The sequence below is a fragment of the Acinetobacter sp. XS-4 genome (assembly GCF_023920705.1).
In the GTDB taxonomy this organism is placed as follows: Bacteria; Pseudomonadota; Gammaproteobacteria; order Pseudomonadales; family Moraxellaceae; genus Acinetobacter.
Genome location: NZ_CP094657.1, coordinates 4,076,383 through 4,099,028 on the forward strand (window position 1 = coordinate 4,076,383; position 22,646 = coordinate 4,099,028).

At 35.1% G+C, this 22,646-nt stretch carries 19 protein-coding genes; 3 read left to right on the plus strand and 16 right to left on the minus strand.

From position 1 onward, the window contains the following. Nucleotides 1-1,668, minus strand: coding sequence for an L-lactate permease (gene lldP, locus MMY79_RS18960; RefSeq protein WP_252610957.1), 1,668 nt, complete (start codon nt 1,666-1,668; stop codon nt 1-3). Nucleotides 1,669-2,043: 375 nt separating this feature from the next. Here lldP and MMY79_RS18965 point away from each other — a divergent pair, with 375 nt between their 5' ends. Beyond that, on the plus strand, nt 2,044-3,414 hold the full coding sequence (locus MMY79_RS18965) for a phosphomannomutase CpsG (RefSeq protein WP_252610959.1): 1,371 nt from the start codon (nt 2,044-2,046) through the stop codon (nt 3,412-3,414). Between the two features lie 45 nt (nt 3,415-3,459). On the opposite strand, the gene galE is transcribed toward MMY79_RS18965, so the two are convergent. The 15 genes from galE to tviB all read right to left on the minus strand — a co-directional run bounded on the left by galE (nt 3,460) and on the right by tviB (nt 20,738). Next, nucleotides 3,460-4,476, minus strand: coding sequence for a UDP-glucose 4-epimerase GalE (gene galE, locus MMY79_RS18970; RefSeq protein ID WP_252610960.1), 1,017 nt, complete (start codon nt 4,474-4,476; stop codon nt 3,460-3,462). Further along, nucleotides 4,469-6,139 (minus strand): glucose-6-phosphate isomerase, encoded by a 1,671-nt coding sequence (gene pgi / locus MMY79_RS18975; protein WP_252610962.1) that lies wholly within the window; start codon nt 6,137-6,139, stop codon nt 4,469-4,471. Before pgi ends, galE begins: the two co-directional genes overlap by 8 nt. After that, nucleotides 6,136-7,398: a nucleotide sugar dehydrogenase gene (locus MMY79_RS18980; protein ID WP_252610964.1), complete on the minus strand. Its 1,263-nt coding sequence runs from the start codon at nt 7,396-7,398 to the stop codon at nt 6,136-6,138. The genes pgi and MMY79_RS18980 overlap by 4 nt, the downstream gene beginning before the upstream one ends. A gap of 117 nt (nt 7,399-7,515) precedes the next feature. Beyond that, nucleotides 7,516-8,391 carry a UTP--glucose-1-phosphate uridylyltransferase GalU gene (gene galU / locus MMY79_RS18985; RefSeq protein WP_252610966.1) on the minus strand — a complete coding sequence of 292 codons (876 nt, stop codon included), beginning with the start codon at nt 8,389-8,391 and terminating at the stop codon, nt 7,516-7,518. 11 nt (nt 8,392-8,402) lie between these two features. Beyond that, a complete protein-coding gene (locus tag MMY79_RS18990) occupies nt 8,403-10,277 on the minus strand; it encodes a nucleoside-diphosphate sugar epimerase/dehydratase (protein WP_252610968.1) in 1,875 nt (624 codons plus the stop codon). Between the two features lie 141 nt (nt 10,278-10,418). Continuing rightward, nucleotides 10,419-11,594: a DegT/DnrJ/EryC1/StrS aminotransferase family protein gene (locus MMY79_RS18995; protein ID WP_252610969.1), complete on the minus strand. Its 1,176-nt coding sequence runs from the start codon at nt 11,592-11,594 to the stop codon at nt 10,419-10,421. A 27-nt stretch (nt 11,595-11,621) separates the two neighbouring features. Beyond that, on the minus strand, nt 11,622-12,281 hold the full coding sequence (locus MMY79_RS19000; protein WP_252610970.1) for a NeuD/PglB/VioB family sugar acetyltransferase: 660 nt from the start codon (nt 12,279-12,281) through the stop codon (nt 11,622-11,624). Beyond that, the gene (locus MMY79_RS19005; protein WP_289781520.1) at nt 12,278-12,886 is read right to left on the minus strand and encodes a sugar transferase; all 609 of its coding nucleotides are present in this window, start codon (nt 12,884-12,886) and stop codon (nt 12,278-12,280) included. The genes MMY79_RS19000 and MMY79_RS19005 overlap by 4 nt, the downstream gene beginning before the upstream one ends. Next, the gene (locus MMY79_RS19010; protein WP_252613586.1) at nt 12,887-14,029 is read right to left on the minus strand and encodes a glycosyltransferase family 4 protein; all 1,143 of its coding nucleotides are present in this window, start codon (nt 14,027-14,029) and stop codon (nt 12,887-12,889) included. Nucleotides 14,030-14,046: 17 nt separating this feature from the next. After that, the gene (locus tag MMY79_RS19015) at nt 14,047-14,982 is read right to left on the minus strand and encodes an acyltransferase family protein (RefSeq protein WP_252610971.1); all 936 of its coding nucleotides are present in this window, start codon (nt 14,980-14,982) and stop codon (nt 14,047-14,049) included. Between the two features lie 13 nt (nt 14,983-14,995). Then, entirely contained in the window at nt 14,996-16,153 is a 1,158-nt protein-coding gene (locus MMY79_RS19020) for a polysaccharide polymerase (RefSeq protein WP_252610972.1), read from the minus strand. Then, nucleotides 16,154-17,218, minus strand: a complete 1,065-nt coding sequence (locus tag MMY79_RS19025; protein ID WP_252610973.1) for a glycosyltransferase — start codon at nt 17,216-17,218, stop codon at nt 16,154-16,156. Beyond that, on the minus strand, nt 17,215-18,417 hold the full coding sequence (locus tag MMY79_RS19030; RefSeq protein WP_252610974.1) for a polysaccharide biosynthesis protein: 1,203 nt from the start codon (nt 18,415-18,417) through the stop codon (nt 17,215-17,217). The genes MMY79_RS19025 and MMY79_RS19030 overlap by 4 nt, the downstream gene beginning before the upstream one ends. Before the next feature lie 5 nt (nt 18,418-18,422). Further along, nucleotides 18,423-19,445, minus strand: a complete 1,023-nt coding sequence (locus MMY79_RS19035; protein ID WP_252610976.1) for an NAD-dependent epimerase/dehydratase family protein — start codon at nt 19,443-19,445, stop codon at nt 18,423-18,425. Nucleotides 19,446-19,463: 18 nt separating this feature from the next. Next, nucleotides 19,464-20,738, minus strand: coding sequence for a Vi polysaccharide biosynthesis UDP-N-acetylglucosamine C-6 dehydrogenase TviB (gene tviB, locus MMY79_RS19040; protein WP_252610978.1), 1,275 nt, complete (start codon nt 20,736-20,738; stop codon nt 19,464-19,466). A gap of 360 nt (nt 20,739-21,098) precedes the next feature. Between tviB and MMY79_RS19045 the strand changes: the two genes are divergently transcribed. Then, a complete protein-coding gene (locus MMY79_RS19045) occupies nt 21,099-22,199 on the plus strand; it encodes a polysaccharide biosynthesis/export family protein (RefSeq protein WP_252610981.1) in 1,101 nt (366 codons plus the stop codon). Nucleotides 22,200-22,203: 4 nt separating this feature from the next. Further along, nucleotides 22,204-22,632, plus strand: coding sequence for a low molecular weight protein-tyrosine-phosphatase (locus MMY79_RS19050; RefSeq protein WP_252610983.1), 429 nt, complete (start codon nt 22,204-22,206; stop codon nt 22,630-22,632). Nucleotides 22,633-22,646: the final 14 nt, after the last annotated feature.

Sequence of the window (22,646 nt, forward strand, 5' to 3'; positions counted from 1 at the left end):
TTATGGAATCATCCACGGCACCAGATAAGCCTGAACCGTAATAATGATGCCAACAAAGACAGTGAATATGATGCTATGTTTTACCGTGAAACGGAACAAGTCAGATTCTTTTCCAACTAATCCTACTGCTGCACAAGCAATCGCAATCGACTGTGGAGAAATCATCTTACCTGTCACACCACCACTGGTATTCGCTGCTACAAGTAATACTTCTGGAATACCAATTTGCTGAGCTGTGGTCGCCTGTAGTGCAGAAAACAAAGCATTTGAAGAGGTGTCTGAACCTGTAAGGAATACACCAAGCCAACCTAAGAATGGCGAGAAGAAAGTAAACGCATGACCCGTATGTGATAGAGCCAAAGCCAAAGTTGCAGATAAACCTGAATAGTTTGCAATAAAGGCAAAAGCCAACACCATACCAATGGAATAAATCGGTGTTTTTAACTCATTGAGTGTTTCACCAAAAGTCGTTACTGCTTCACTCGCTTTCATTTTCAAGAAAATAGCAGTGATGATTGCAGCAATAAAAATTGCAGTCCCTGTTGCAGAGAACCAGTCAAACTTATAAATCGCTTCGTATGGCTTCATCTCTGCCACAATTGGTGGCATTTTTTCGACCAATTTATGCAAGTACGGCACTTCAAGTTTAAAAATCCAGTGCTCAAGAGCACCATCTTTTGCAAATAATGCTTTAAATGGCTTAACACTCCAGATTGTGACCATGACAGTTAAGATCGCAAATGGAGACCACGCCTTAGCAATTTTTCCAATACTATAACGTTGAACGGTTGTAGGCTGCTGAACCAAAGTTTGACCAGCTTCAGGTTCAAAACGGAAAATATGTTTTGGTTTCCAGAAACGGAACAACACAGTTAAGCTGACCAATGAAGCAATTGCCGCGGTAATATCCGGTAATTCAGGACCAATAAAGTTAGATGTAAGATATTGGGCAATCGCAAAAGCACCACCACCAACCAATACAGCAGGCCAAGTTTCCTTCACACCACGCCAGCCATCCATAATCGCCATGATCCAGAACAGCACAATCAACGTTAAAAATGGCAACTGACGCCCAACCATCTGGCTAATTTCCATGGTATCTACACCGGAAACCTGCCCCGCCACAATAATTGGAATACCCATTGCACCAAACGCAACTGGCGCCGTGTTTACAATCAAACATAAACCAGCAGCGTAAAGTGGCTTAAAGCCTAAACCTACAAGTAGTGCGGCGGTAATTGCCACAGGAGCACCAAAACCCGCTGCCCCTTCTAAGAAAGTACCAAAAGCAAAACCAACCAATAGCATTTGTAGGCGCTGGTCTTCGGTAATTGACAAAATGCTTGAGCGAATAACCTCAAACTGGCCTGTTTTTACCGAAATTTTATATAGAAAGACTGCCCCAATAATGATCCATGAAATTGGCCATAGACCATAGAAAAAACCATAAATGATAGAAGCAAAGGCCATTTGACCCGGCATTTCATAGAAAAAGAGAGCAATCAATAATGCAATAATGACTGTGCCTGTACCCGCGATACTGCCTTTTAAACGAAAAACTGCTAATGCTAAAAAGAAGAAAATAATCGGGATTAATGCAACTGCACTGGACAGCCAAATATTATTTAAAGGGTCATAAAGTTGTTGCCACATATTGAGCATTGTCATCTCCTTGAAATGCCGAGGCGAATTTTTTGTACCTTAAAATTTTAAACATTTAGCACAATTGGTATGACCAATTAAAATTTAAGTGCAAATGTTATTCCTTAAACCACAGGTCGCATCATAAACACAGCTATTATCAAGGTCAATCACTAAATAACCATTAAAATTGGTATGACCAATAGTGGTAAGTAAAATCAAGCTCTTTCTAATTTAGAACTTTTATTATTAGACTAAAGTCGTAAAAAACGTTCTTATAAATTTAAATATCATCTACAGAAATAAAGCGTAAAACTTGAATATAAAAACTATAAACATAACCATTTATTGAGAAATGTATAATAATGCTCAAAACTCAAATCATTTGTATTGAACTGAATAATGACTACTTTAACCTGTTTTAAAGCCTATGATATCCGAGGCAAACTCGGCACCGAATTGAATGAAGAAATCGCCTATAAAATTGGCCGTGCTTATGGACAGATCTACAAACCAAAGACTGTAGTAGTTGGTTGTGATATTCGTCTAAGCAGTGAGGATTTAAAACAAGCGACCATCCGCGGTTTAAATTATGCGGGTGTGAATGTGCTTGATTTGGGCATGACAGGTACCGAAGAAGTTTACTTCGCCGCTTTTCATTTAGATGTACAAGGTGGAATTGAAGTTACTGCTAGTCATAACCCAATGGATTATAACGGCATGAAACTTGTACGAGAAAATGCTCGTCCAATTAGTGCAGATACGGGTTTAAAAGAAATTCAGGCTTTAGCAGAAACCAATAACTTTGAAGAGGTTAGCCAAAAAGGTACTACTCAAAGTTATAATATTTTGCCTGAGTTCGTTGATCACTTAATTACCTATATTGAACCTGCAAAAATTCGCCCGTTAAAGTTAGTGGTAAACGCGGGTAATGGGGCTGCGGGTCATGTGATTGATGCAATCGAAGAAAAATTTAAAGCGCTTAACGTACCCGTTGAATTTATTAAAATTCACCATGCAGCAGATGGTACTTTCCCAAATGGCATCCCTAATCCAATTTTAATTGAAAACCGTGACAGTACCCGAAATGCTGTAATTGAGCATAAAGCAGATATGGGAATCGCTTGGGACGGCGACTTTGACCGCTGTTTCTTATTTGATGAAAAAGGACAGTTCATTGAGGGCTACTATATTGTTGGCCTCTTAGCTCAAGCTTTCTTAATTAAACAACCTGGCGAAAAAATTGTTCACGACCCACGTTTGGTTTGGAACACATTTGATATCGTTAATCAATACAACGGTGTTGCCGTCCAGTCAAAATCTGGTCATGCATTTATTAAAGATGTCATGCGCGAACACAATGCTGTATATGGCGGAGAAATGAGTGCTCACCACTATTTCCGTGACTTTGCTTACTGCGACAGCGGCATGATTCCTTGGTTACTCACCATTGCCCTACTCTCTGAAACAGGACAATCACTCTCAATGCTTGTTGAAAATATGATTACCAAGTTTCCTTGTAGCGGTGAAATCAATTTTAAAGTGGCTGACACACAGATCACTATTCAAAAGATTTTTGATTTCTATGCCGATCAAAATCCACAAATTGACCGCACTGATGGTGTAAGTCTAGACTTTGGTTCATGGCGCTTTAATGTCCGTGCGTCAAACACTGAGCCTTTACTACGCCTCAACATTGAAAGCCGTGCAGACCGCCAAGCTCAGCCAATGCAACATTATGTAGATGAGTTGACTGGGTTGATTCAGAACTAATTCATAATAAAAAAAGGAGCTATAAGCTCCTTTTTTTATTGGTATTTAATTATATCCATTAGGATTTTGCTTCTGCCAATTCCAACTATCCTTGAGCATATCTTCTAAGCCATATTGAGGCTGCCAACCTAACTCAGCAACTGCACGGCTATTGTCTGCAAAAGATGTTGCAACATCGCCAGCTCGACGAGCTACAAACTCAAAGGCTACAGGTATGCCGTTAACTTGTTCAAAGGTATTTTTAACCTGTAAAACAGATGAACCATTGCCTGTACCGATATTCCATGCTCGGCAACCTTTCGACTGTAAACGATTATTTAGAGCACACAAATGTGCATTCGCTAAGTCAACCACATGAATATAGTCACGTACGCCCGTGCCATCTACCGTGTCATAGTCATTTCCATAAATGGATAATTTCTCACGGCGGCCAACAGCAACTTGAGTCACATAAGGCATTAAATTATTTGGAATACCTTGTGGATCTTCACCAATACGGCCACTCTTATGTGCACCTACTGGGTTAAAATAACGAAGCAATGCAATTGACCACTGTGGATTAGATGCCGATAACTTTTGCAATAATTGCTCAACAATCAATTTAGTATAACCATAGTTATTACTTGGCATACCTGTTGGCATGTCTTCGTTTAATGGCGATATATTGCTTTCATCGTATACAGCAGCGGAAGAGCTAAACACTAGTGTATAAACCTTAGCTTGTACCATCGATTTAACCAGTTGAATGCTACCCGCGATATTATTATCAAAATAAATGAGCGGTTTTTCTTGGCTTTCACCGACCGCTTTTAAACCTGCGAAGTGAATAACAGCATCAATTGAATGATTTTCGAAAACACGATCAAGTTCATCTGCATTACGGATATCACCCTGCACAAAAGTTAAACTTTTTTGAGTGATATCTTGAACTCTATTTAAAGATTCTTCTGAGCTATTCGAAAGATTATCAAAAACAATGACTTCATATCCTGCATCTAATAACTCGATACAAGTATGGGAACCTATATAACCGGCCCCTCCAGTGACTAGAATTTTAGCCATCTACCTTTCCTAACAATATTTTAATTAACCCCCGAGTCGAGGCATCAAGTGTTGAAAAATCACTTTGAATACCATTTAAAATCGGAAGTAACTGATCAGCAATCTGTTTACCTTTTTCAACACCCCATTGATCAAACGGGTTAATGTTCCAAATCACAGACTGAACAAATACTTTATGTTCATATAAAGCGATCAGCATTCCTAGATTATACGGGTTTAGCTCATCTAATAATAATGTAGAACTTGGTTGATTACCTTCATATTGCTTATAAATTGGTAAATTCTCTAATTCAGTCGAGTCTAAAGCTTCATTACCAAAAGCTAATAATCTTGATTGTGCTAAACAATTTGAAAGTGCCAGATGATGTTGTTCAACGAGAGCTTCCGCATTTTCCACATAAGTAAAATGATCTGCGTTATAACGTTGAATTGGCGCAATAAAATCACAGCTTACTGCTTGTGAACCTTGATGTAACAACTGATAGAAAGCATGCTGGGCATTGGGTCCAACCTCGCCCCATATAATAGGACAAGTATCAAGCTCAACTTTTAGGCCATTGCGCTGTACTGACTTCCCATTAGATTCCATTTCTAACTGTTGCAGATAAGCCGCAAAATATTTTAATCGCCCATCATAGGGTAATACTGCATGGGTCTGAATATTTAAAAAGTTATTATTCCAGATTCCTAACAATGCCATTAACACCGGAATGTTTTGATCAAAACTCGTATTTTGAAAATGCTCATCGACGGCATGAGCTCCTGCTAAGAGCTGCTGGAAGCCTTCCACACCAATCGTCAAAGCAATAGGTAAACCGATACAAGACCATAGAGAATAACGCCCACCTACCCAGTCCCACAGTAATAACTGGTTTTCAGGCGCGATTCCCCATTCTGACATTTTGTCAGCTTTTGTAGATATACCAATAAAGTGACTTTTTAATACACGAGCATGTGTTCCTAACACTTTTTCAAGCCACTGACGAACTGTTTGTGCATTTGATAAGGTATCAATCGTACCAAAAGATTTAGATGAAATAATAAATAAAGTTGTTTCAGGACGAAGTTGATGGAGCAACTCAGATAACTGACTACCATCCATCGTAGATACAAAGTGAATATTTAAAGGTTTAGCTGTTTTTACCTTAAAATCAGATAAAGCATGAGTGACCATTTGTGGTCCTAAATCAGAACCGCCCACCCCAATATTAACAACGTCTTGAATTACCTCACCAGTTGAGCCACGACATTGTCCCGCATGGATTTTTTCCACTAAGGCATACATACGTTGTAACTGGCTATGAACTTGTTCTGTTAAATCTGAAAACTTTGAATAGTCAGCTGGTAAACGCAATGCCCAGTGCATTGCTTCACGTTGCTCAGTACAGTTAATTTTATTTTGTGAAAAAAGGCGATTAATCCATTCAGTTAAATTTTTAATATTTGCAAGAGCTATTAACTGTCCCAAAATATCTTTGGTTAAGCGGTGCTTACTATAATCAAAAAATAATTGATCAAATTTTACAGAATAATTTTGAAAACGATCTGGCTCTAAAGCAAATAACTCTTTTATATGTAATTTTGAGTTTTTTTCGCCTAAAGTTTGAAGATGGGCTAAAGGTGAAACTAATTCCTTTGGAAATTGCTCAATTGATTTACTCATAAGCGACCAACTCCTTCATAAGCAAAACCTTTCGCCTTTACATAGGCAGGATCATAAATATTACGTCCATCTAAAATTAAAGGATGCTTCATTAACTGTTGTAGTTGCTTAAAGTCAGGACTCCAATATTGCTTCCACGCCGTGACTAGACATAATGCATGAGCATCTCGTACCGCCTCATATTGATCAGTACATAAAATTAAATCTTCACGATGCCCATAAGTTGCAGCTATTTCATCTAAAGCTTGAGGGTCATGCAGATGTACTATTACACCCTGTGCCCATAATGCGGCTAATAAAATATGAATCGGTGAATTATGTATATTCGAGGTATTTTCTTTAAAAGAAGCACCCCAAATCGCAACTGTTTTGCCATTTAGACTACAGTGATAATAATTCCATAACTTCCGAAATAAAATTTCTTTCTGCTGCTCATTAATCGCCCAGACCTGTTCCAAAAGTCGACTTTTTGTTCCAGTTTCAGAGACAGTACTCGAAAGGGTTAAAATATCATGCGAAAAGTTCTCACCGCCAAATCCTACACCTGGCGATAAATATGCAGCGCCAATACGTGTGTCAGCAGCGATACCATGCTTTACATTCGCAATATCAATACCTAACTTTTCAGCGACCATAGCCAAGTCATTCATATAACTAATGCGGGTAGCCAACATGCCTGAAATACTCAGTTTGGTGAACTCAGCATCTAAAATCGGCATAAATAAATATTGATAACTAAATTGGAAAAAAGGACGCAATAACTCTTGCATAGTTTCACTCGCATCCCTAGATTCAACACCAACAATGACATGTTTTACATTCAATACACTATTGATGGCATTACCTTCCTGAATCACATCAGGAAAGTAAACCCACTCATCTTTTGGCAAATACTGTTTTAATTTCTCTGTACCATGCAAACCAAAAGTAGAGCCATTAATCATTAATCGCGGATGAACAATTGGCCGTTCACTTAGTTTTTCTACTGTTTTTAACGCAAGTTCAATTTGTGTTGGGCTAAAACAAAATAGATAAACTTCAATATCTAAAGGAATCTCAGAAAAAGGGCTCTCTTTTAAGAAACCCGCTTTTCGCTGCTTATTTAAATAATTATTTACGTCTTGATCTTGATAGGAAAGTACAGAAATATTTTCTTCACAGGTGACACTTGTACACCAGTAAATTTGATTACCATATTCAGCTAATAACGCTGCCATCACACCGGCATGTAACGTTGTTCCAAATACTGCGATTTTCATTGCACACCTGATTTTTTCGTATTTTATAGATTTCTCTTCCTTTTACAGGAAGAGAATATACTGCTCAGCTACTATATTCAGTAGTTTTTACAAATACTTGAGCAGAACTACAAAATTTTATAATTTAAGTTCTTGAATCAGCTGTTTAAATTCCAATCCTAACTTAGGGTGTGCAACCCCATAGTGTAGTACAGCTTTCAAATAACCAAGCTTGCTACCACAATCAAAAGTTTGGCCTTGCATCCGATAGGCTTCAACGGTATCCGTTTCTTGAAGCATTGCAATCGCATCAGTTAACTGGATTTCATTGCCCGCGCCTTTCGGAGTATTTTCCAAAAGCTGCATAATCTTAGCGGGTAAAATATAACGCCCTACCACAGATAAATTAGACGGTGCAGAACCTATAGCAGGCTTTTCGATAATTCCCCGCATAGCAATACTTTCACCCTCATTCGGGCTCTGCTCTACATCAACAATTCCATACTGATCTACAAGATGATCTGCTACTGCTTCAACCATGATTTGAGCAGCTTGACTTGACTCATAGCGTGAAATCATACGCGATAAATCATTTTTTCCTGAGTTATCTTGCACCAATACATCTGGCAATAACACAGCAAAATCATCTTGCCCAACAATACTTTTTGCACATAAAACAGCATGCCCCAAACCCAAAGGTTGTGGTTGTCTTACACTTACCACACTTACATGAGAAGGAATAATCTGTGTAATTTCTTCAAGTAAATCGAATTTTTTCTTTTGCTCTAGAGTCGTTTCTAGTTCAAAGTTTCGATCAAAATAATTTTCAATTGATGCCTTAGATGAATGAGTTACCAAAATAATTTGCTCAATTCCAGCCTCTACAGCTTCACGCACGACATATTCAATTGCAGGGCGATCAACCACTGTGACCATTTCTTTGGGAATTGACTTACTTGCTGGTAAAAAACGTGTACCTAATCCAGCTACCGGTAAAACTGCCTTTTTAATCACACATTCACTCTCTAATTAACCATAATATCTTTACTACGTTTATAACCATCAACATAGTGTTCGAGTTGACAAAGAGCCCAATCAATATCTTTTTGAACAGCAGTCATATTATTAACTCGATCAAAAACTTCTTGAATTTCAGTGAGAGGGTAGAACTTTTCAAATGATCGAAGAATTCTACTATGCTCGGTATATTCAGTATTTTCTTGATCAATTAATAATTCTTCGTAAAGTTTTTCCCCAGGGCGTAATCCGCTATAGCGAATTTCGATATCCCCTTGGACTGAGTCTTGTTCACGCACAGTTAAACCACTTAAAGAAATCATTTGTCGAGCTAAATCCTGAATACGAACAGGTTCACCCATATCAAGTAAAAAGACATCTCCACCTTTACCTAAAGCACCAGCTTGAATAACTAACTGAGATGCTTCAGGAATAGTCATGAAGTAACGTGTTACATCAGGGTGAGTCACAGTAATAGGACCACCTTTTGCAATCTGACTTTTAAATAACGGCACTACAGAGCCCGAAGAACCCAATACATTACCAAAACGTACAATACTAATTTGAGTTTGCTTCTGAGCTTCAGCCATTGCTTGACAATAAAGTTCGGCCATGCGTTTTGAGGCGCCCATAACATTGGTTGGACGTACGGCTTTATCAGTCGAGATGAGAACGAATGTCTCAACCCCTTTTTTCACAGCTGCATTTAAACTATTCGCTGTTCCAATCGCATTGTTCTTTAATCCTGCAATTGGATTACATTCTACTAAAGGTACATGTTTATAGGCAGCGGCATGATAAACAGTCTGTACACTATATTGCTCAATAATACGCTCTAATTTTTGTTGATCCTGAACCGTACCTAAAATTGGAACAATTTCACATTGAGCGCTTAGACGCAATTCTCTATCTATACTGTAAAGAGCAAATTCCGTAATTTCATAAATAATCAACATTTTAGGTTGATTTTTAATAATTTGTCGACATAACTCCGAGCCAATAGATCCGCCCGCACCTGTTACCATCACGATTTTATTATGAATATTTTTTGCAAGTAAATGATCTACAGGGGGTACTGGGTCACGTCCCAATAAGTCAATAATGTCTACTTCACGAATATCAGCAACTTTTAGTTCACCATCAACCAGCTGAGTAAGGCCAGGAAGTTCAGTGATTTTAAGATGTACTGGTTCTAACTGTTGGATAATTTCACTTTTACGTACGCGACCTACTGAGGGTAATGCTAATAAAATTTCATCAGTTCTATATTTTTTAAACCGTTGTAACGCTTTTTCTAAAGATAGTACTTTTAAACCACCAACCATATGGTCTTGCAAAGATGGATTATCATCAATGAAGAAGACAGGTAAATGGTTACCAGAACGATAAAGCACAGCTGCAATTTGCTGACCGGCATCACCTGCGCCATAGATTGCGATACGCTTTCTTTCTTCCCCTGTGAGTAAAGCAGTCTTTATAATAAAACGGATAAATGCACGGCTACACCAAACCCAACTAAACATTAAGAAACCAAACATCAATGGAATTGAAGTTGGAACAAAAGCTGCCGAGAATGCATTTAAGCTATATAAAACGATGACCATTAGCGAAACAGCAAGCGCTAATTTTGCAATAAAAGCTTCGTTAAAAGTACGAACAATAAAGCGATATACCCCTGTTACCATCAAACTTAAAATAGCAACGATAGTAACGATGGCTACTCCATAGTTAATACCTGGGATAACATCAGCACCTAAATCAAATAGTCGAATGGCGTAACATAACCACAAAATAACAGGAAACGCAAAAAGGTCTACAAGAACCAAAAAACATTGTTTGGCAAGTCTTGGGGCAGACGCAAACTGATAAATAATCTTTTTCACAATACTCTTCTAATCGTTCTAGTAACCGTGCGATATTTATACTCATTTCTCATATAACTAGAAATAAAATTTACGCAGCGGTTACATAACTTTAAATCAGATCATAATTCAAAAGGAAGCTAGTGAATAGCTTCGCATTTTTTATGATTGTATAGCTCTACTAACAGCATTAATTGCACTAATTGTTTTTTCTATACTATCTTGGCTTAAAGTTGGATGTACCAAGAACATCAAGCTTGTTTCACCTAATTGCTGTGCATTTTCCAAACGTTTCTCTGGACGCCATGGGGTTCCATCAAAAGCATGCTCTAAATAAACTTCAGAACAAGAGCCACTAAAACAAGGCACATCTTGGGCATTAATTTCTTGCATGATACGATCACGTGTCCAACCTTCTGGTAACGTCTCTAAATTCACTTGCACATAACATTTATAATATGCATGTACATAGTCATCAGAAGGGATATGAACGTTAAAGTAAGGAGAGCTTTCAAACGCTTTTAAAATCTTTCCGGCATTTTCAGTACGTTTTTGTGTCCATTCAGCCATACGTGTTAACTGAATTCGACCAATAACTGCTTGCATTTCCATCATTCGCCAGTTGGTACCAAATGAGTCGTGCAACCAACGAAAACCTGGAGGATGTTGTTTATTATAAATACTATCGTAGCTTTTACCATGGTCTTTATATGACCACATTTTTTTCCACAGTGCTTCATCATTTGTGGTGACCATACCGCCCTCACCACCAGTTGTCATAATTTTATCTTGGCAAAAAGACCAAGCAGAAATATGACCGATTGATCCTGCAGCTTTACCTTTATATTTTGCACCATGAGCCTGTGCGCAATCTTCAATAACATAGATGCCACGCTCAGCAGCAAGTTGCATAATTGAATCCATATCGCACATCCAACCAGCTAAATGTACACAAATAATTGCTTTCGTATTTGGTGTAATGACAGCTTCAATCGTACGTCGTGAAATGTTTTGAGAATCTAATTCTACATCGGCAAAAACAGGATTAGCACCCGCCGTTACAATAGAACTTGCTGAAGCAAGAAAAGTACGAGACGTCACAATAACATCATCACCAGCACCAATGTCTAAAGCTTTTAATGCAACATCTAATGCCACGGTACCATTTGCCAAAGCTACCGCATATTTTGTACCAGAAAATTCGGCAAATTCTTTTTCAAAAATTCTACATTCTTGACCAGTCCAATAATTTACTTTATTTGATAGTAATACATTTTTGACTGCGTCAGCTTCTTCTGTAGTAAAACTTGGCCATGGTTCAAATGCAGTGTTTAACATTCTGATTTCCTAATAAAAAAATACTTCTTACTTTCTTTCTAAAATTCTGGCGGGGTTGCCCACAACTGTTACGCCAGCTGCTACACTTTTAGTTACTACAGCCCCCATACCAACAACAGCACCTTTACCAATGACTAACGGCTTGTCAGGTGTACCTTGTTTAATGACGGCTCCAGCACCAATGTACGCATGATCTTCAATACGAATATTGCCATTACATTTAACGCCTGGAGCAAATGTAACGTAGTCACCAATCACACAGTCATGCTCAACATAACTGTATAAATTAGCATGAAAACATTTACCGATTTTTATATTTGATGTAATTGAAACAAAAGGGCTCAGTGCTGCACCTTCACCCATTTCAATATTATCCATAATGACTGTATTATCAGCTTGTACAGACCAAAGTTTAATATTATCTGTAGCCAACTGATTTGCAATTTTTTCACGAATTTGACTATTCGCAATAGCGATTAATACATACTTATTAGAGCATTCTATTGATTTAAAAGTTTGATAGTTTAAGGCCGTATGTCCGTTTACTATCTTTTCTTCTTGTAAACTATCATCAATAAAATAAATTTCAGCCGCAATACCCTGACGTTGAAGCTGTTGTCTTGCAACAGGCATCAAACTGCGGCCACAGCCTGAAGCACCATAAATCGCATAGATCTGGTTACTCATTTATCTGCTTCCGACTTTGAACCTGTAAACTTGGTCATCGTAGCTTCACCCGCTTCATTAATATCGTCTTTAGCGATTACTTTTTTAACGGTTTGCAGCATAATTTTAAAATCTAACCAAAGCGATCTGTTTTCAACGTACCACGTATCAAGTTTAAATTTTTCTTCCCAACCAATTGCATTACGTCCATTAACTTGAGCATGGCCAGTCATTCCTGGACGTACATCATGGCGTTTCGCCTGTTCTTTATTATAAAGTGGCAAGTACTCCATCAATAGGGGCCTTGGACCTACAATACTCATATCACCTTTAATCACGTTCCAAAGCTCAGGCATTTCATCCAAACTGGTAGAACGAAGCATTTTACCAAATGGGGTTAAACGCTCATTGTCAGGCAGAGGATTACCTTGCGCATCTGTTGCGTCTTTCATGGTTCGAAATTTAATCATTTCAAACGGTTTCCCATGTAAACCTGGGCGAACTTGGCGGAACAATACTGGCGAGCCTAAGTTTTTTTTCACCTTATATGCAACATAGAAATATAATGGCGAGAGCAAAATTAAGGCTATAGAAGCAATAATGATATCAAGTAAACGTTTTAACACTTATTTAATTCCCATTTCTGTCATCATATGATGATTCACTTGATGTACATCATATTTATATAATGCAATTTCTCTAGAGCGTGTTCCCATAATTTCAGCCAATTCAGGATTCTGAATAAATTTTTTCATTGCCATCTCTAAACTAGTGACAGACTTTACTTCAACCAAATAACCATTTCCGTCGTGCTCTACAGTTTCTCTACATCCAGGAGCATCTGTTGTAATAATAGCTCGCCCCATAGACATTGCTTCTAAGACAGTACGAGGTGTGCCTTCTCTATAGGAAGGTAATACATAAATTGAAGTTTCAGCAATAGCGGGACGAACATCAGAAAGCTTCCCCCAGTATTTAATAATTTTTTCATCTATCCAGGAATCTAATTCTTGCTGTTTTATCGCGGTTGGATTTTCATCTATCCAACCCACTAAATTAAATTCAATTTGAGGATATTCTTTTTTTATTAATTTGGCTGCTTCTACATACTCTCTTATACCTTTATCTTCTAATAATCGAGCAATTAATAAAAAAGAAACCTTAACGTCACCATTCAAAGTACGCGGTAAACCTACAACTTCAAAATCAGTCACATTAACACCAGACCCGTTGACAACTACGGCTGGAACCTTATTACTTAATAAATTTAATTGTTGGAATAAAGCAAGGTCATCAGGGTTCTGAAAAAAAACTTTGGACGATCTTATTAATGCTTGTTTATAAAGCCAATGTACGATTTTTTGAAACGTGCTTCTTTTACTTGTACCGTCTACATTCTGAAAAGCATATCCCAATCCTGTGATGAGTGAAAAACGATTTGGCACTTTTGCCAAATAAGTAGCAAGCGTGCCGTAGATCACAGGTTTAATCGTATATGACAAGACATAGTCTGGCTGAATCTTCTTTATAATTTTATAGATTTCAAATAGTGTTTTTATATCTGCAATTGGATTAGTCCCTGTTCTTTGCATTTCAACCGAGTAAACTGAGTAACCAAGAGATTTTAGTTTGTCCAGTTCAGGCTGAAACAGCTCAAGATCGGGGGCAATAATATGAATCTCATAGCCTTGATGATGAATAGCCTCTAGTAATTTTCCACGAAAATTTAAAACTGAAGGTAAAAAACTACTAATCATTAAAAATTTCATTTTGTTTTCAACTTCACTCACAAAATAACCTTAATTTTTTTGTTTAACATGATCAATACGATAGAAGCTAAACAACTGAGAACAACGGTCACGAGAAACAATTCAATTGAATTGATATTAAAAGATTTAAGTAAATTTTGAAATAAAGGATGTATCAAATATAAAGCTGTTGAAAAAAGTGCCAACTTTTTCCCTTGCCCTTTAATATTTAAGTTAAAAACAAATATGAAAAGAGAGGGACATAATAACATTAAGAAAAACATTAGATCTAATGGATCTGTTTTGCTTATAAAGAAATAATTAACATAAACTTCAACATATAGAAGAATTAAAGAAATTATTACAGCAAATGGGGCAATTTTTTTATATTTAGCAGTTAAATTAAATTTATGAATAAGATAACCAAAAGTTAAAAAGGGATAACAAACGGTTAAAAAATTTCTATAAATAGGATTAGCATTTAACACCATATCCCACTTAGAGTTAAATAAATGGAAGTTTCCTAAATATTGAACTATACATCCTAAAGTAAAAAATAGAATTGCTAAAAAAAATTGAAATTTAACATTAAAATCTTTCACATAAAATAACAAAATACCACCAAAAACGGTTCCTATTAAATACCATAAATGATGATAACCAAATAAAATAAAGTAAATATTTTTCAATAAAGCATAAACAGATAAAGAAAAATCAATATAAAAAAGACCGTAAAAAAACATCCATATTATATATAAAAAAGCAACTCTCTTTAACCACGCAGCAAAATTAGTAACTAAATAAAAATAGTAACCTGTAATGACTAAAAAAACTGGAACTGCTATCCTAAAAATACCATTAACTGAAAAAAAATATAATATATCATTAAAATCTATAAATATTTTAGAGTGTAGAGCTATAACAAAAAGTGCCAAAATAACTTTTAGCACATCAATAGAGATACTTCTAGTCATAAACAATCCTCATTTATAAAACACTATTCTTTTTAAAAGAATTTAAATTTACAATCATTAAAAAACAAAAGAAAATAGTTTTATTAATCATACTTTCAGAAATTGATAAGAAAAGAAAAGAAAAGCATATAAAACTTGGAGTAATTCCGTAGCTTCTTATATTTTTGGGATTAAAAACATTAAAAGCAACAAAAACAACAGTTATGGCGAAGAAAAAACAACTTAACCATCCAAACTGATCATATATACTTAAAAAAGTATTATGGGCTGCTAAATCAAAATATTCTAAGTGTGGAGAAAATCTACCATGACCAAATATTAAACTGTTATCAATAATTGCATCCCAAACTTCATTTCTTCCACCCGTAACACCTCCCCCGTCATCCATTTTATACATTACTTTTTTTACAAAGATGTCCTCAATCTCCTCCCAAAGAATAAGGATAGCACTAATACCAACAACTAAAGTTGCTACCATCTTCTTAAAAAAACTAATTTTAATACTAATTCCATTCTTTAAATTAAAACTATTTATCATAAAATATAGAAACAATACTATTAAACACAAACAAGAACTAATAAAGGATATCCTACTGTTTGATACTAACGTAAGGAAAGTACTTAACAAAATTATAAGTAATAAATAATAATCAATTTTTTTACCTTTAGAATTATAAGCTTTATCTAATAATATACCTGTTGATAAAAATGATAACATTGCATAAATTCCACCTAAGGAGTTAGGATTAGAAAATGCACCATTAAATGGAATGGAAAAACCAAATGAAAAATTTATTAAAGTAATAATTAAAAAAGTCAATTTAACAGGTTTATCAAAAAAATCAAAACAAGCTTTATTCAAATTAAAAATAGAAAAATTAATTACTAATAAAAGAAATAAAAGAACACCTATAAATAAATCAATAGCATTATTTAATGCTGCCGATATCAACATCAACACAAAAGAAAATATAAATAAAATATAAATAATACCACTTTTATCTAAGATTAAATTATTTTTATTTCCAGTTAATGCGAACACAAAAAAAATGAATATACATATACCAAATACCCCTAGAGAAATTACTTTTAAAAAGTCTATAGAGTAAAAAGCACCAGAAAGTACTAAAAGACCAGCTAAAATATAGAGTGTACTAGATATCTTAATCATTTAAAAATCTTTTCCTTCATATAAAGATAGCCAAGTTTTAGAGATTTCATTCCAATCAAATCTCTCAATTCCACTATATTCAATTGTTCTCAAATTACTCTGAAGTTTTTGTAGTGCTTTTTTAGCCAAAAGTTCTGGATTACCAATCTCAACCAAATTTTCACTATTTAATAATTCTTTCGCACCATCTGTTTCAGTTGCTACAATAGGTTTTTTACAAATCATTGCCTCTAATATAGCTAGACCAAATCCTTCCCATGCAGAAGATGAAATAAATAAATCACATGCATTTAACAGCTTAGAAATATCATTCCGTATGCCTAAAAATTTAACATTACTATTGATACCTAAATTATTAGCTAATAGCATGATTTCTTCTTTTTTTGGCCCATTTCCTACTACAAATAAGTGAGTATTATCATCTATTTCATAAATTATTTTAAATGCTTTTAGTAAATTCGGATAATCTTTAGGAGTATCTATCCTCCCTATTGTAATTATAATTTTAGCTTCACCTTTCAAGTTAAACTCTTTATGTAAGTATTTGGTTTCCACTTCATCTAAATAATAATCTTTTACATTAATACCATTATAAACGGCTTTAATTTTTCTTTTTCTTACTGCACCAGCAAGCATTAATGCAGTTGCAGCATTAGAACTTACATTTGTGTGCACATCACATAATTTTTCAGTCATAGCATACATCATCATACGTAATGCTCCACCTTCATAATTAGAATGAGAACTACAAATAATACGAATATTTTTTTTATTTATTTTTACCAATCTTGCAATTATATTTGCATGAAACATATGCGAATGGATGACATGAGGCTTCCATTGATCAATAAGTTTCATAACTGAATATAAACTTAAAAAAAATGAACTAATTTTAAGTGGTATATAAAATATCTGAATATTATTCTTCGGCCTTCTTATAATTTCACCCGTAAAATATACAATACAAACTTCATGTCCCAACTCATATAATTTATCAGCTAACTCGCAAACAACTTTCTCGGCCCCTCCCATGCCTAAGCCAGTAATAAATAACATAATTTTCATTTTAATTTCTCTTTAGATAAAAATAATATAACAAATATAGATAGAATACATTGTATGCTATAACTACCTATTAAAGTGTATATTCCTCCTAGCACTCCATACTCAGGTATACATAAATATGAGATCAATAAACTAAAAATTAAAACTATTGAAAACAAAAAAACTTGTTTTTTAATAAACCCAATAGCTGTTAATGTATAACCTAAAACTGTACAAATATAAAGAATAAAACCTGCAACCATTATTAGATTAAACTCATATGTATATTCTTTATAAATTTCCCCATAAATTAGATTTAGGAAAAACTCACCAAAGAAGTAACTTACAATAATAGCCATTATCCCTAAAAAACCAGCAATAGTTATAGCTAAAAACAATATTTTTCTAAATTCATTTTGATTATTATTCCAAGCTCTTGTTAATCGAGGACTAAGGTACTGACAAATAGAATTTATGAATATACTTCCCACAATAATAAAGTAACTTAGAACTGTAAAAATCCCTACAGCCTTAACTCCAATATAATGACCTAAAAACAAACGGGGAATATTACTTTGTAAAGTAACAATACCTAATGAAATACCCATAGGTATAGCTAAATTCATAATTGAGTAATCTATTCTTATTTTTTTTAATTCATTAGTTCTTAGAATATAAAAATTATCTAATACAAGCCACACACAAAAATAAATTAATAAAAATAATATCAATGCCGTATAAAAATTAAAAAAATAAAGGCCTACTAACATTGCGCCAACAGAAAATACACCCTTTATAAATAATGATTTACTAATTAATTTGGTTTGATCATGTGCATTATAATAAGCATATATAATATCTGAATATGCTTCAAAGAATTTTAAAAATGCAACTAAAAAAACAACAACAAACAAAACATTTGAAAAAAAGCTAACAAACAAACAAACAAACAAAGCAACAATTGAAGTTATTAATCTCAAATAATAGAAATTTGAATATCTATACTTTTTTTCTCCATTTAAGTCCAGAATATAGAGCGGTCTTAACTGTAAATTAAAAATAGCAAAAATTGGAGTAACTATTGCTAAGGCTAATGAGTATTGGCCTAAGTTCTCCTGAGTCGTCATACGAGCAAGAAAAATTAAGATGACCCATTGAGAAAATGCGAAAACGAAATTTCCACCAATGAGCCATTTTGCTTTATTTAATAGTGATAGCATATGATTTAATTTAAGAAATGCTTATACCAAACCATTGCTTGTGAGATACCTTCAAAAATTCTAAATTTTGGATCATATCCTAGTAATGTTTTGACTTTAGTTACATCTGCTTGAGAATGCCTTACATCACCGACTCTAAATTCACGATAAACAGGTTCTTTGTCACAAGAGATTCCATTTTCGTTTAAAGCAGATTTAATAGCCTTAAATAAATCATTTAGGGTAGTTCTATCCCCTACTGCCACATTATAGACTTGATTTTTAGCTTCATCATTTGCGACGGCCGCTAAAATATTGGCTTGTACTGTATTTTCGATATAACAAAAATCACGGCTGGTCTCACCATCGCCATTGATAAATACATCATCTCCTTGAATCATAGCTGCCGTCCATTTTGGAATAACTGCTGCATAAGCTCCATTAGGATCTTGACGTTTACCGAATACATTAAAATAACGTAAACCTACTGCTTTAAAACCGTATGTACGAGCAAAAACTTCCGCATAAAGCTCATTTACATATTTAGTTACCGCATAAGGAGATAATGGATTACCAATATTTTCTTCTACTTTTGGTAATGCCGGATGGTCACCATATGTAGAGCTACTCGCAGCATATGTAAAGCTTTTGACCTGCGCATCTCTTGCTGCAACGAGCATATTTAAAAAACCCGTAATATTGGCACTATTTGTCAATATTGGATCGGCAATTGAGCGCGGAACAGAACCGAGAGCGGCTTGATGTAAAACGTAGTCAACGTTTGCACATGCCTTCTGACAATCTTCTAAGTTTCGAATGTCACCATTATAGAAAGTGAAATTCTTCCATTGTTCACTAGTAACTAAACCCTCTACCTCATCCAGATTATATTGATGACCTGTAGCAAAGTTGTCTAAACCAATTACTTTTTGATTTAACTTTAATAAAGTTTCTAACAGGTTTGATCCGATAAAACCCGCAACGCCTGTTATTAACCATATTTTAGGTGTGTTCTTAAGCTGTTCCAATACTTGTTCATATTGATTCATATTTTTTCTCAACAAATATTATAAACGGATATCTGACTCAGATTGAGCTAGAACATATTTCAGATCATAAAGAACATGCGATGCTTTACCTAAAGATCGAATTGCCTCAATACCCATTTCCTTAAATTCATTATGGGCTACTGCTAATATTACAGCATCATATTGACCTGCCGTAGGCTGATTAACTGGAGTAATACCATATTCGTGTTGAGTTTCCTCACTATCAATCCAAGGATCATATACATCAACATCCATATGATATTCTTGTAATTCTTTTACAATATCGATAACTTTAGTATTACGAATATCTGGGCAATTTTCTTTAAAGCTTAGACCTAATACTAAAACCTTAGCACCTTCAACTTGAATTTTCTTTTTTATCATTCCTTTTACAAGTTGAGTAACAACATATGCTCCCATTGAATCATTTAATCGGCGCCCTGCTAAAATAATTTCTGGATGATATCCAATTGCTTGCGCTTTATGAGTTAAATAATATGGATCAACTCCAATACAATGTCCACCTACTAAGCCTGGACGAAATGGTAAGAAGTTCCATTTTGTACCCGCAGCTTTAAGTACTTCTTCTGTATCAATGCCTAATTTATTAAAAATAAGTGCTAATTCATTAATAAGAGCAATATTGACATCGCGTTGAGTGTTTTCAATAACTTTTGCAGCTTCAGCAACTTTTATACTAGGTGCTTTATGTGTTCCTGCTTCAATAATTAAATTGTAAACTTCATCTATATAATCAGCAACTTCAGAAGTAGAACCCGAAGTGATTTTTAAAATATTAGTAACGCGATGCAATTTATCGCCTGGGTTAATACGTTCTGGGCTATAACCAGCGAAGAAACCTTCATTAAAAGTCAAACCTGAAATTTCTTCGAGTACTGGAATACAAACCTCTTCTGTAGCACCCGGATAAACTGTAGATTCGTATACGACAATATCACCTTTTTTCAGAACTTTACCAATGCTAGTAGAGGCTTTAACTAGAGGCGTTAAATCTGGTTGCTTATAGTCATCAATCGGAGTTGGTACGGTTACTATAAAAAAATTACAATCTTTTAAATCTTCTAAACTTGCGGTATAGCTTAATTGGGTTGCTTGTTTTAATTCTTCTGGGGAAACCTCTAACGTATGATCTTGACCGTTTTTTAATTCACTGATACGTTTTTGATAAATATCAAAACCTACAACTGGCACTTTTTTGCCAAACTCAACTGCCAATGGCAAGCCTACATAACCTAAACCTATAATCGCTATTCTTAATTCGGCAAGTTGCATAAAAGTTAGCCTTATTCCTTACAAATTTGTATATATAAACAATGATTCATCGTGACTAAAGATCGTCGTGCGTAACTATATCAGTTTTTTTTCAACAACTATAAAGCAATTGTATAAAAGTGTTTACAAGCTTTTTCACTGCTTATATTTGAGTAATTCTTAAGAAACCAACCGTCCTTCTCTTAGAAATTCTAAATTATACAAATAAATTAATCATACAAAGCTGTACGATTTTTCTGTGTTTTTTAATTTTTTTTCGGCTAGAATCACAAACGTCTATATCTAAGATAAGCACTTAGTGCTAAACGATTAACGATATCAACTGATATCAATTAAAGATAAATACACAAAGGGTTCCGTGTGAAATATTGTCAGTTTTTTTCTGTTCTTGCCTTGAGTTTAAGTGTCGCTAGTTGTGCTGTCACTTCTGGTTTACAAACTTATGATGTTCCAGATGAGGGTGTATATAGAACCGACCTCGGAACCACTGTTAATGTTGTTAAAATCTCTCAAGAAACGTTACCTGCAATTCAACCTGCACAAACTGATTATCGCAACAACTACCAGTCTTTATTTAAAAATCAACAACCTATATACCGCCTAAGCTCAGGTGATGTTCTTTCAATCCAACTTTGGGCATATCCTGAAATTACTCCACCAGTAAACAATATAAATAATGAGCAATCAATTCAGGCAAGTGGTTATCCAATCGACCAAACTGGCTACATTCAATTTCCTTTAGTTGGTCGCTATAAAGCAGCAGGTAAAACTCTTGCTCAAGTCAATCGCGAACTTCGTAGCCAACTTTCCCGCTTCTTAAAAAACCCAGATGTGATAGTACGTGTACTATCTTATGAGGGACAGCGCTTTTCTGTTCAGGGCAGCGTCATAAAGGGTGGTCAGTTCTACTTAAGTGACCAACCTGTTAGTGTCTATGCAGCTCTAGGTCTTGCTGGAGGAGTAACTGATAAAGGTGACAATACTTACATTCAACTTATTCGAAACGGTCAAACCTATAATCTAAATACTATAGATTTAGAGAAAGCAGGTTATTCATTACATAAGTTATTAGTTCAACCAAACGATACTATTTACGTCAGCACTCGCGAAAACCAGAAAATTTATGTGATGGGCGAAGCAGGTAAAAATCAAGCCTTGCCAATGCGTGATCAAGGTATGACACTAAGTGATGCTTTAGGTGAAAGTTTAGGCTTAAATCCCTTATCTGCTAGTGCTAGCAAAATCTATGTGTTACGCACCAATCCAAATGACAGAACAACTGAACTCTACCATTTAAACTTAATGAGCATTGGGGACTTTGGATTAGCGAATCAGTTTAGATTACGTAGTAATGATATTGTATATGTTGATGCGACTGGCTTGACTCGCTGGCAGCGTGTGGTCAATCAAATTATTCCGTTCTCAAGCGCGTTATATAATATAGATCGATTGGGACAATAATTTCATGGAGTTTAAAAATATTTTAGTCGTCTGTATTGGAAATATCTGCCGTAGCCCAATGGCAGAATATTTTTTAAAACAGCAATATCCCCAGTTAAATATTGAGTCTGCCGGTATTTCAGGGCTTATTGGTCATCAAGCTGATGAAAAAGCTCGACTTTGTATGCAACGATTAGGCATTGATATGCAACCGCATGTTGCGCGTAAACTCAATGCGGAGCATATCAAAAGAGCTGACCTGATTTTAGTCATGAGTCACAACCAGCAAAAACATATTGAGCAAACCTGGCCTTTTGCAAAGGGAAAAACCTATCGCTTAGGCCATTGGCAAAACAAAAATGTGCCAGATCCTTATCAGCATGATCAAACTATTTTTGATGAAACTTGCCAACTCATACAACAATGTGTTGATGACTGGAAACCTTATATTTAACATTCAGATTTTAA